This is a genomic window from Streptomyces sp. NPDC087215, from assembly GCF_044744885.1.
Lineage (GTDB): Bacteria > Actinomycetota > Actinomycetes > Streptomycetales > Streptomycetaceae > Streptomyces.
This window is the reverse complement of record NZ_JBIUZD010000001.1, coordinates 1,088,099-1,099,715: the sequence shown is the minus strand read 5'-3', so window position 1 is coordinate 1,099,715 and position 11,617 is coordinate 1,088,099. Positions and strand designations below refer to the sequence as shown.

General features: G+C 74.2%; 10 protein-coding genes. 4 read left to right on the top strand and 6 right to left on the bottom strand.

Annotation, left to right across the window (positions count from 1 at the left end):
- The 3 genes from ACIO92_RS04725 to ACIO92_RS04715 form a co-directional block, all read left to right on the top strand.
- A partial coding sequence (locus ACIO92_RS04725; protein WP_402280793.1) for a potassium-transporting ATPase subunit C occupies positions 1-187 on the top strand: 187 nt, incomplete at its 5' end.
- An 80-nt stretch (positions 188-267) separates the two neighbouring features.
- The gene (locus ACIO92_RS04720) at positions 268-957 is read left to right on the top strand and encodes a response regulator (protein ID WP_366444979.1); all 690 of its coding nucleotides are present in this window, start codon (positions 268-270) and stop codon (positions 955-957) included.
- Positions 958-1,065: 108 nt separating this feature from the next.
- On the top strand, positions 1,066-3,609 hold the full coding sequence (locus ACIO92_RS04715) for an ATP-binding protein (RefSeq protein ID WP_402058381.1): 2,544 nt from the start codon (positions 1,066-1,068) through the stop codon (positions 3,607-3,609).
- 166 nt (positions 3,610-3,775) lie between these two features.
- Here the strand turns inward: ACIO92_RS04715 and ACIO92_RS04710 are convergent, their stop codons facing one another.
- The 5 genes from ACIO92_RS04710 to ACIO92_RS04690 form a co-directional block, all read right to left on the bottom strand.
- A complete protein-coding gene (locus ACIO92_RS04710) occupies positions 3,776-4,552 on the bottom strand; it encodes a methyltransferase domain-containing protein (RefSeq protein ID WP_366444981.1) in 777 nt (258 codons plus the stop codon).
- Between the two features lie 403 nt (positions 4,553-4,955).
- The gene (locus ACIO92_RS04705; protein WP_366444982.1) at positions 4,956-5,627 is read right to left on the bottom strand and encodes a pyridoxal 5'-phosphate synthase; all 672 of its coding nucleotides are present in this window, start codon (positions 5,625-5,627) and stop codon (positions 4,956-4,958) included.
- Between the two features lie 158 nt (positions 5,628-5,785).
- Positions 5,786-7,753 carry an ABC transporter permease gene (locus ACIO92_RS04700; protein WP_402280796.1) on the bottom strand — a complete coding sequence of 656 codons (1,968 nt, stop codon included), beginning with the start codon at positions 7,751-7,753 and terminating at the stop codon, positions 5,786-5,788.
- 293 nt (positions 7,754-8,046) lie between these two features.
- A complete protein-coding gene (gene modA / locus ACIO92_RS04695; RefSeq protein WP_366444984.1) occupies positions 8,047-8,862 on the bottom strand; it encodes a molybdate ABC transporter substrate-binding protein in 816 nt (271 codons plus the stop codon).
- 90 nt (positions 8,863-8,952) lie between these two features.
- Positions 8,953-9,339 carry a MerR family transcriptional regulator gene (locus ACIO92_RS04690; protein WP_402280798.1) on the bottom strand — a complete coding sequence of 129 codons (387 nt, stop codon included), beginning with the start codon at positions 9,337-9,339 and terminating at the stop codon, positions 8,953-8,955.
- A gap of 277 nt (positions 9,340-9,616) precedes the next feature.
- On the opposite strand from ACIO92_RS04690, the gene ACIO92_RS04685 reads away from it, so the two are divergent.
- Positions 9,617-11,194 (top strand): PucR family transcriptional regulator, encoded by a 1,578-nt coding sequence (locus ACIO92_RS04685; protein ID WP_402280800.1) that lies wholly within the window; start codon positions 9,617-9,619, stop codon positions 11,192-11,194.
- 12 nt (positions 11,195-11,206) lie between these two features.
- Here the strand turns inward: ACIO92_RS04685 and ACIO92_RS04680 are convergent, their stop codons facing one another.
- On the bottom strand, positions 11,207-11,605 hold the full coding sequence (locus ACIO92_RS04680) for a molybdopterin-binding protein (RefSeq protein WP_402058391.1): 399 nt from the start codon (positions 11,603-11,605) through the stop codon (positions 11,207-11,209).
- Between the last annotated feature and the right edge of the window lie 12 nt (positions 11,606-11,617).

Here is an 11,617-nt window from a genome sequence, read left to right as displayed (position 1 = left end):
CTCCCCCGCCTACGCCGCACTCCAGGTCCACCGCGTCGCCCAACGCAACCACCTGACCGTGGCCCAGGTCGAACAGCTCCTCGCCGACCACACCGACGGCCGGATCCTCGGCTTCATCGGCGAACCCCGCGTCAACGTCCTCCAGCTCAACACCGCCCTGAAGAACCTCCTGGCGGCGAAGGGCTGATGGCCTTACCTCCTCGGCAGAGGACCCCCTCGACAGAGGTGCCGACCGTTCAGCCCGTACAAGAGGAAGGCAGCGCGCCGATGACCCGGGTGCTGGTGGTCGAGGACGACGCCCAGCTCGCACGAGCGCTGGTGATCAATCTGCAAGCCCGTCGGTACGGGGTGGACTCCGCGCGGGACGGCGCCACGGCACTCGCCCTCTCCGCCGCCGAGCCGCCCGACGTGCTGATCGTCGATCTCGGACTGCCGGACATGGACGGGGTCGAGGTCATCAGGGCGCTGCGGCGCTGGAGCCGGGTGCCCGTGCTCGTCCTCTCCGCCCGCAGCGGCTCCGAGGACAAGATCCGGGCGCTGGACGCGGGCGCGGACGACTACATGACCAAGCCGTTCAGCATGGACGAACTGCTCGCCCGGCTGCGGGCGGCCACCCGGCGCGCCGCCGAGGCACCGGTGTCCGAGCCGGTCCCCGGCGGGCGGGTCACCACGGACGACTTCACCGTGGACCTGGTGGCGAAGCGGGTGCGGCGCGGGGACCGGGACGTACGCCTCACGCCCACCGAGTGGCACCTCCTGGAGATCCTGATCTGCAACCCGGGGCGCCTCATCAGCCAGCGCCGCCTCCTGAAGGAGGTGTGGGGGCCGAGCTACGCGACGAAGACGAACTATCTGCGGGTCTACATGGCCCAGTTGCGGCGCAAGCTGGAGAACGACCCGTCGCACCCCCGCTATCTGATCACCGAACCCGGCATGGGCTACCGGTTCGAGCCGTAGAGGCACCGGACCGTGGCACCCCCGGAGTCACCGGCCCGCCGCCGGGACGCGGGAAGCCGGGCCGCAGGCCCGTACAGCAGCAGTCGAGCCGTAGGAGAAACGCAGAACATGAGACGCGGAAAGCTGCGCATCTACCTGGGGGCCGCCCCCGGTGTCGGCAAGACGTACTCCATGCTCTCCGAAGGACACCGGCGGGTGGAGCGCGGCACGGACTGCGTGGTCGCCTTCGTCGAGCACCACAGCCGTCCGCGCACCGAGGTCATGCTGCACGGCCTCGAAGTGATCCCGCGCCGCACCATCGAGTACCGGGGCACGTCCTTCACGGAGATGGACGTGGACGCCGTCCTCGCCCGGCGGCCCGCCGTCGCGCTCGTCGACGAACTGCCCCACACCAACGTTCCCGGCTCCCGCAACGCCAAGCGCTGGCAGGACGTCGAGGAACTGCTCGTGGCGGGCATCGACGTCGTCTCGACCGTCAACATCCAGCACCTCGAATCGCTCGGAGACGTCGTCGAGTCGATCACCGGCATCCGGCAGCAGGAGACCGTCCCCGACGAGGTGGTGCGCCGGGCCGACCAGATAGAGCTGGTCGACATGTCGCCGCAGGCACTGCGCCGCCGCATGGCCCACGGCAACATCTACAAGTCCGACAAGGTCGACGCGGCCCTCTCCAACTACTTCCGCCCCGGCAACCTCACCGCCCTGCGCGAGCTGGCCCTGCTGTGGACCGCCGACCGGGTCGACGAGTACCTCCAGGAGTACCGGACGGAGCACCGCGTCTCCACGATCTGGGGTTCGCGGGAACGGATCGTCGTCGGACTGACGGGCGGGTCCGAGGGACGCACCCTGATACGGCGGGCCACCCGGCTCGCGGAGAAGGGCGCGGGCGGCGAGGTGCTCGCCGTCTACATCTCCCGCAGCGACGGGCTGAGTTCGGCGTCCCCGAAGGAACTGGCGGTGCAGCGCACCCTGGTCGAGGACCTCGGCGGCACCTTCCACCACGTCGTCGGCGACGACGTCCCCGCCGGGCTCATGGAGTTCGCGCGCGGGGTGAACGCCACCCAGATCGTCCTCGGCGTGAGCCGCCGCCGCTCCTGGCAGTACCTCCTCGGCCCCGGCGTCAGCGCCGTCGTCGCCCGCGAGTCCGGGCCCGACCTGGACGTGCACATCGTCACCCACGACGAAGCCGCCAAGGGCCGTCGGCTGCCCGTCGCGCGGAGCGCCCGGCTCGGCAGGTCCCGGACGGTCTGGGGCTGGCTCGTCGGCCTCGCGGGCCCCGCCCTCCTCACCCTGCTGCTGCGCACCGCGACACCAGAGGTGGGCCTCGCCAACGACGTCCTGCTGTACCTGACGCTCACCGTCGCGGCGGCGCTGCTCGGCGGCCTCAAGCCCGCGCTCGCGTCCGCCGCGGTCGGCTCCCTGCTCCTGAACTGGTTCTTCACCCCGCCGATCCACGAGCTGACGATCGCCGACCCCCGCAACATGGTGGCCCTGGGGGTCTTCGTCAGCGTGGCGATCTCGGTGGCCTCGGTGGTGGACCTGGCGGCCCGGCGCACCCATCAGGCGGCCCGGCTGCGGGCCGAGTCGGAGACCCTCTCCTATCTCGCGGGCAGTGTGCTGCGCGGCGAGACCACCCTCCAAGCGCTCCTCGAACGGGTCCGGGAGACCTTCTCCATGGAGGGGGTCTCCCTCCTGGAACGCCCGGACGAGACGGGGCCGTGGGCGTGCGTCGCCGTCGCGGGCCACGGTCCCTGCGCCCGCCCGGACGACGCGGACGTGGACATCCCCGTCGGCGACCATCTCGCGCTGGCCCTGACGGGCCGGGTCCTGCCCGCCGAGGACCGCCGGGTGCTGGGCGCGTTCGCCGCGCAGGCGGCCGTGGTCCTCGACCGGCAGCGGCTCGTCGACGAGGCCGGGGAGGCCCGTAAGCTCGCCGAGGGCAACAAGATCCGCACGTCCCTGCTGGCCGCCGTCAGCCACGATCTGCGGACCCCGCTCGCGGGCATCAAGGCGTCGGTGACGTCGCTGCGTTCGGACGACGTCGAGTGGTCCGAGGAGGACCGGGCCGAACTCCTGGAGGGCATCGAGGCGGGCGCCGACCGTCTCGACCACCTCGTCGGCAACCTCCTCGACATGTCCCGGCTGGAGACGGGCACGGTGACCGCCGTGATCAGGGAGACCGATCTGGACGAGGTCGTTCCCATGGCGCTGCTCGGCGTCCCCGAGGACAGCGTCGAACTGGACATCCCCGAGACGCTGCCGATGGTCGCCGTGGACCGGGGTCTCCTGGAGCGGGCCGTCGCCAACATCGTGGAGAACGCCGTCAAGTACAGCCCGCCGGGCCAGCCCGTCCTCGTCGCCGCGAGCGCCCTCGCGGACCGGGTCGAACTCCGGGTCGTCGACCGGGGGCCGGGCGTGCCCGACGAGGCCAAGGACCGTATCTTCGGGGCGTTCCAGCGGTACGGGGACACCCCGCGCGGCGAGGGCGTCGGCCTCGGTCTCGCCGTCGCCCGGGGCTTCGTGGAGTCGATGGGCGGCAGCCTGGCGGCGGAGGACACCCCGGGCGGCGGCCTGACGATGACGGTCGTCCTGCGGATGCCGGACGGGGCACCGCTCCAGATCCCGGAACAGGCCGCCGGGACGACGACCTGACGGAAGGGCGTCCGTCCGGCGTCGGAAGGCGGGGCGTGGACTCGCCGTCCACCGAGGGACCAGGGGACCAAGGAACCAGGGCACCCGGCTCCCGGGAGGGACCCGGCCGGACACCCGGTCACGGCCCCGCCCTGCCGCCGCCCCCGCTCCCGGTCCCGCCCTCCCGTCAGGGCTCCGCGCGGACGACGACGAGGGAGCCCCGGTAGGCGGGCCGGGTGCGCAGATGGCCGAAGCGCGCGTCCCAGGCGCCGGAGGCCAGGTCGTGGCGCAGGGTGCGGTCGAAGCGTTCGCGGGCCGTGTCGTCGACGAAGCTCCAGGCGGAGCACGCCTCCCGGGCGGCGGGGTCGAGGAGCATTTCGGGGCGCCCGTAGTAGGCCTCGTTGAAACCGTCGGTGCAGTCGAACGGGACGGGGACCGCCTCGACGGTCACCGTGCCGCCCAGGGCGGCGGCGATCTCGTCGACGGGCGGGTACCTGAGGGCCTCCATGTCCAGGACCCCCGGAGCGTACGCGTACAGCCAGAAGTCCCGTACGCGCGCGGGGTCGCGGGTCAGGACGGTGACCGGGCCGCGCGTCACGCGGCGCGTCTCCCGCAGCCCGGCGGTGACGTCGCCCCACTGGTGCACGCTGAACAAGGTCATCGCCGCGTCGAAGGCGCCGTCGGCGAAGGGCAGTTCCCCGGCGGCGGCGACGGCCACCGCGTCGACGGCCGGAGCGGTGCCCGGGGACGCGGAAGGCCCGCCGGGTGCCAGCGCGCGGACGGCGTTCTCGTACGTCCCCGTGCCCGCGCCCACGTTGAGGACGGTCCGCGCCCCGCCGAGCGACCGGGCGACGAAGAGGGCTATCCGCCCGTCGGGCCGCCGCCGGACGGAGCGGTCACGGCCGGGCGGGCCGTGGCCGAGGACCCCGGAGCCGCCGTCGTGCGTCCGCGTACATGTGGTCATCTGCCTTGCCTCGCCTCATGAGCAGGAACAGCGGAAGTGGGCGGAGTTCCCTGGGGACCTCGCTCGCGGCAGCCGGTGCCGACGGGCCCCCGCGCACCGGACACCGCGTGCGGTGCGCGGGGCCCTGCCGGTTCTCCGCCGTGGCGGGAGCCACTCCACCGCGCCGGGCCGGTGCCGTCAGTCAACCAGGCGCCCACCGTACGCGGCGATTGGACGCAGCCACAGAAACACGCCCTCGTGGACCGGATGATTACAGTCGATCGTCCAAGAGGCCAAAGCGGCTTTCGGGTGTGCATCTGCGAGCTGTATGGGGGAAGTGGTCTCGCTGATGAGGATCGAGGGGAGTGTGGTGCGGGATGCTTCCGGGCCCGCCGCCGTCTCCCCGGGCCGGGGCGGACTCGGGTCAGGACCGGAGCGGGCGCCGCAGCCAGCCGTCCGCCCGTCTCTCGTACCGCAGCCGGACGTGGACGCGGGTCGCCGCCGCCTGCCAGAACTCCACGCCGTCGGGCACGACGGTGTGGAGCGTCCACGCGGGGTCGACCAGCCCGGGGTCCGCCTCGATCCGGGCCAGGCTCTCCTTCAGGTCCCGGTCCCGTCCGGCGGGATCGGTGAGCGGCTCGCTCTGCCGCCCGAGCAGGGCCTCGGCCCGCGCCGTGCGGGAACGGGCGAGGAAATCGGCCGCCGACCGTTCGGCGGACTCCGCCACGACCGCGCCCCGGACCCGGACCTGACGGCCCGCCTCCGCCCAGTAGAAGGTGAGCGCGGCCCTGGGCGTACCGGCGAGCTGGACGCCCTTGGGGCTGGCGGCGTGCGCGGCGAACCGGAAGCCCGCCGGGCCCACGTCCTTGAGGATGAGGACACGGGCGTCCGGCCGTCCGTCCGCGTCCACGGTCGACAGCGTCATGGCGTGCGGGTCCGGGACCCCGGACTCCACGGCCTCGGCGAGCCACGAGAGGAACAGGGCGGAGGGCTCGGCCGGAGCCAGGTCCGGATCGAACTCAGGGAGCGGGCGGGCGAACACCTCGATGCCCCGCAGCCAGTCCCGCACGGTGGAGTCGTCCTGTCGTTCCGTCATGTCCTGCTCGCGATCTCCGCCGCCGGGGCGGGCTCGGTCGGCCGGTGAGGGGCACGGCCACCGTAACGGCCGGAGGGAGGGACGGCCGTGGTCGGGCCGGTGAGGGAAGGGGCCGTCGTCTCGGCCGGCGAGAGCGGGACGGCCGTCGTCTCGGCCGGTCAGAGGGGCACGACCGTCGTCTCGGTCGCCTTCACACCGGTCCAGACGGACACCCCGTCGGCGAGACCGAGTTCGGCGGCGGCCTGCGGGGTGATCTCGGCGACGAGGTCGGGTGCCTCGTCGGAGGCCACGAGCACCCGCAGCCGGCTGCCGCTGCTCGTGATCTCGCGTACGGTTCCGGGCCAGACGTTGCGCGGACTGCCCCCGGGCCTCTCCCGGTGCAGCGAGACCGCCTCGGGAGCGACGATCGCCAGCGCCCGGGTGCCGGGCGGCGGCGGTTCGGCCGCGACCAGGGTGCCGCCGCCGTCGAGGTCGAGACCGTGCGCGGTGGCGGTGCCGGGCCAGGCGTTGCGCCCCAGCATCCGGGCCACCCAGGGGGAGCGGGGGTGTCGGGTGACCTCGGCGGGGGTGTCGTCCTGGAGCGCGCGGCCCTCGTCGAGGACGAGGACCCGGTCCGCGAGCGACACCGCCTCGACGGGGTCGTGGGTGACGATGAGACAGACACCGCCGAACCCGGCGAGATGGGTGCGCAGGGTGTGCCGGACGTGCGCCCGGGTCGTCTGGTCGAGGGCGGCGAGCGGCTCGTCGAGGACGAGGAGCCGGGGTCGGGCGGCCAGGGCGCGCGCCAGGGCGACCCGTTGCGCCTGCCCGCCGGAGAGCTGGCCGGGACGGCGGTGGGCGAGGTGCCCCACTCCGAGCCGGTCCAGCCAGGCACCCGCCTCGCGGCGCGCCGCGGCGCGGGCGACACCCTGGGCGCGGAGCCCGTACGCGGTGTTGGCGAGGGCCGTCAGATGCGGGAACAGGGCGCCGTCCTGGGGGACCCAGGCGACCCGGCGGCGGTGCGGCGGCAGCGCGGTGACGTCCTCGTCGCCGAGCCGGAGGTCCGCGTGGGCGCGCGGGGTGAGGCCGAGCAGGGCCCGCAGCAGGGTGGTCTTCCCGGCGCCGTTGGGTCCGACGACCGCGATGGTGGTACCGGGCCCGGCGTCCAGGGTGAGCCGGGTGAAGCCGGTGACCTCGGCGTGCAGCGCCCAGCGTTCCCCGGGGACGGCGACCGGGACGGCGACCGGGGCGGAGGGGCCGCCCGCCGCGAGCGGCTGCGCCGTGGCCGGGTCGGGCGCCGCCGGGTCGGGCGCGGCGGGGGCGGACCGGCGAGGCCGGTCGGCCGGGGTGCCCGTCCACCGTCCGCGCAGGGAGACCAGCACGCCCATGGCGATGGCGAGCAGCAGCAGGGAGACCGAGGTGGCGGCCTCGGGCTCGTCCTGGAGGAGCAGGTACACCTGGAGCGGCAGCGTCTGGGTCGTCCCGGGCAGGTTCCCCGCGAAGGTGATCGTCGCGCCGAACTCGCCCAGCGCCCGCGCCCAGGTGAGCGCCGCGCCCGCGAGGACGCCGGGCGCCACCATCGGCAGGGTGACGGTGAAGAACACCCGGACCGGCGAGGCGCCGAGGGACGCCGCCGTCTCCTCGTAACGCGGCCGGAGCCCGCCGAGCGCGCCCTCCAGGCTGATCACCAGGAACGGCATGGCGACGAACGTGGCCGCGAGGACCGCGCCCGACGTGTGGAACGGGAACGTGATGCCGAAGGTGCGCTCCAGCCACGGCCCGAGCAGTCCGCGCCGCCCGAAGGCGAGCAGCAGCGCCACGCCGCCGACCGTGGGCGGCAGCACCATCGGCAGCAGGACCAGCGAGCGGACCAGCGCCTTTCCCCGGAAGGGGACCCGGGCGAGCAGCCAGGCCAGGGGCACCCCGAGCACCAGTGAGAGGCCCAGCGCCCAGAAGGACACGAGGAGGGACAGCTTCAGCGCCTCGACGGTCCCGGGGGACGTCAGATGTCCGGCCAGCTCGCCCCATTCGGTCCGTACGAGGATGCCGAGCAGGGGGAGGGTCAGGAACGCCACGGCGAGGAGCGCGGGCAGGACGAGGAGCAGCGGCGGCCCGCCGCCGGGCCGCCGGGCGTCCGCTCGTTTCATGGATGACCCCGCAGAGGTGAGGAGAGATGAGGAGGGGGCCGCCCGTCTCCCCGGTACCGGGCGACCCTCTCATGAGCGGTACGGCTCCGGTGCCGCGGCGGCTCCGGGCGGTCGGGTCCCGGGCGTGCGGGCCCCGACCCGGCCGGATGGCGGGCGGCCGGTCCCGGGAACGGCCGGGTCCCCGGGCGGTCGGACCCGGGAACGGCGGGGTCCCGGGCCTGTCCTGCCGGGGAACGGCCGGGTCCCGCCGGGCGCCACGCCCGTCGGGGCCCGGTCCCGTCAGACCCTGGGCGTCACGGCTTCTGGAAGCCGGCGTCCTGGAGGATCTTCTGGCCCTCGGGCGAGGAGAGCCAGGCGACGAACGCGGCGGCGGCCCCCGCGTTCTTCGAGTCCTTCAGCGTGGCCGCCGGGTACTTCGCGATGGCGTTCTGGGCGTCGGGGATCTCGACGGCGACGACCTTGTCCCGGGCGCTCTCGGCGTCGGTCTTGTAGACGAGACCGGCGTCGGCCTCGCCCAGCTCGACCTTGCTGAGGACGGCGCGCACGTTGGGCTCCTGGGAGACCGGCTTCACCGTGATCTTCTGGGCGTCGAGGATCTGCTCGCTGTACTTGCCCGCCGGGACCTCGGGCGCGGCGAGGACGACCTTCAGCTTGGTGTCGGCCAGGTCCTTGAGGTCGTCGACCTTGAAGGGGTTGCCCTTGCCGGTGGCGATGACCAGACGGTTCTTGGCGATGACGACCGGGGTGTCCGTGTCGGCCTTCACCTTGTCCATGCTCTTGGTGTCGGCGGTGACCAGGACGTCGGCGGGGGCGCCCTGCGCGACCTGGGCGACGAGCTCCTGGGAACCGGCGAAGGAGAACGTCAGCCTGGTGCCCGGGTGGGACTGCTCGTAGGCGGCACCGGCCGTCTTGAACACGTCGGTCAGGGAGGCGGCGGCCAGCACCGTCAGGTTCGCGGCGGGCGCCGCGCTCGCGGAACCGGTGGGGGTGCCGGTGGCCTTCGCGCCGTCGCCCTTCGTGCCTCCGTCGCCGCAGGCGGCGAGCGGGACGAGGAGGGCGGCGGTGAGGGCGGCGGTGGTGACACGGCGTCTGGTGAGGGTGAGGGACATGAGGGCTGGACTCCTTGGATCGGACGGAAGGTGCGGTGGGAGGCCGGCCGTGTCGACGGCCGCTGCGGTGCGGTACTGCGTGAGGGGTGTTCAGGTGCGGTCGATGTGCGCGCCGGTCGACTTCACGCGGGCGGTGGCCCGGATGGCGACTTCAGGGCCGGGCTCCACCACGGCCTCGCGGGTGAGGAGGGGGACCAGCCGGTGCGGACCGGCCTGGGCGGTCGCCTGGGCGGCGAGGTCACCGGGCCCGACCGCGGTGACGTTGCCCGGGGACGCGTCGCGCACCGGCGTGCGGGAGACGCCGTCGCCGCTCCGCGTGATCTCCGGGGAGAACGCGGCGAGCGGCTTCCCGTCGATGACACGCCGTCCGCTCTCGTCGCGGTGCGTCGCGACCCTCCCCGCGTCCGCCCGGCGTCGCGCGCTGCCGGCGCTGACGCCGAGCAGCCGAGCGGCCCGCCCGATGGTGTTGGACTGCATGTGCGACACCGTAGGTCGCTCAGGCTCTCATCTGCAACAAACCCGTACGACCCTCCATCGCGGATGCGAGCGGGGATGGAGAAAACTACGAACGGTTTCGGTCCGTGTCTCGTCGACCTGCGGCCCATGGGGATCTTCCAGCGCGACGGGCCTTCCCCTGGCGGATCATCTGAGAGGTATTTCGCCCTCTTGGCTTGTATCTACGATGGTGGGACGCGTACTCGCCTGGTGAACATGAGGTGCGGACCCTCGTCCGCGAGCACACAAGGAGCCTCCTATGCGGGTCGACCACCTCCTCCGCCTCGACGGCCTCGACCTCGCGCTGGTCTGGGGCGAGGAGTCGCTGCTCGGCCAGGAGATCGGCGGGGTGACGGCGACCGACCTGGAGGACCCGGCCCGCTTCCTCCAGCCCGGCGAGATCGTGCTCAGCGGCCTGGTGTGGTGGGGCCGCGACGGCGATCCCGCCAGGACCGACCGGTTCGTGTCCGCTCTGAGCGGCACCGGCGCCGTGGCGCTGCTCGCCGGGGAGGAGACGCACGGCGAGGTCCCCGGCGAACTGGCCGCCGCCTGCCGCAGACACCGCGTCCCGCTGCTCGCCGTCCCCACGCACACCAGCTTCCGGGCGATCACCGAGGCGGTCTACCTCCGGCAGTGGGGCGAGCTGAGCCGCCGCCCCACGGACCACTACGCGCTGCCGGAGAACGTCCGCGTCGAGCTGGCCCGCGCGCTCGACCGGGGCGCCTCCGCCGCCGAACTCCTCGGCCTGTCCTTCGCGCACCTCGGCACACCCGTCTGCCATCTGGTCAGCGGCAGCGGACGGACGGTCGCCCGGACCGCGACCGCCCCCGAACTCCCGCCGGAGCGCGCGGTGGAGGCGCTGCGGGGCCGACACGGGACGACCGTACGGGTCGAGGCCGACGACAGCGTCTACGACACCTGGTACCTGCACCTGCCGGAGCCGGACCGGGTGCCGCCCCGCATCCTGCACGAGATCGGGGAGCTGATCGGCCGCCACCGTCGGCGACAGGACCGGCGGGCGGCCCCGCGCGTACGGGCCCAGGAGGAACTGGTGGCCCGGACGGACGCGGTGTACGGCGAGGCCGACGGCCTGGAGCGGGCGCTGCGTTCCTGCGGTCTCGCCGGTGCCGAGGCCTACACCGTCGTGGTCGCCGACCCGGCGGGACCGGCGGCCCGGGGAGACGCCCCCGCGGCCCTTGCGGAGGCGCTGCGGCACCAGCGGGCGGTCGGGTTCGCGGTCGCCGGGCGCCCGGACGGGCGGGCCGTCGCGGTCCTGGCGCACGGCCCCGACCCGGACGGCGAGGTCCCGGCCCGGCTCCGCGAGGTGTGGCCGCTGCTCCACGCCTGCCGCCCCGGGGCGGCCCCGCACGCGGGCGTCAGCGACCCCGTCCACCGTCCCGGCGACCTCCCGCGCGCCCTCGCCCAGGCCCGCTACGCGCTGGCCGGAGCCCACGCGAAGACGGCGACGGCTCCGGCGACCGCTCCGGCGACCCCTCCGGCGACCGGTCCCGCGGCCACGGCCGGGGTCGCGCGCCTCCGGGACCTCACCGACCTCAGGACGCTTCTCGCGGGCGTCCCCGCCGATGTGCGGGCCGCGTACCTGGACACCGTCCTCGGCCCCCTGCTGCGCGCCGGGCGCGGCTCCCGTGCGGTCCTCCTGGAGACCCTGGAGGTCTTCCTGGCGCACGACTGCTCCTGGACGAGGACCGCCGAGGCCCTGCACCTCCACGTGAACACCGTCCACTACCGCATCGACCGCGTCGAGGCCCTGACCGGCAGGGACCTGTCGAGCCTGGACCACCGGCTCGACCTGCGGGCGGCGCTGCTCTGCCGCTGACCGGCGCGCGGCTCAGCCCAGGTCGACGTGGACGTTCGTCGACTTCACCCGGGCGGTGACCGTGACACCGACGTCCAGGGCCAGTTCCTCCACCGCCTCGCGCGTCACGAGCGACACCAGGCGGTGCGGCCCGGACTGGATCTCGACCCGCGCGGCGACCTCGTCGAGCCGTACCCCGGTCACGATCCCCACGAACGAGTTGCGTACGGAGGTCGGCACATCGTCCTCGGGGACGGCGTGCGCACCGGCTCCCCGTTCGGCCGCGAAGCGCGCCAGGGCCACCCCCTCGACCGTGCGGCGGCCGGACCCGTCGCGCTCCACGCCCAGCCTGCCGCCGTCCGCCCACCGGCGAACGGTCTCCGAACTCACTCCGAGCAGCCGCGCGGCCTGCCCCATGCTGTACGACGGCATCCCCGCACCCTA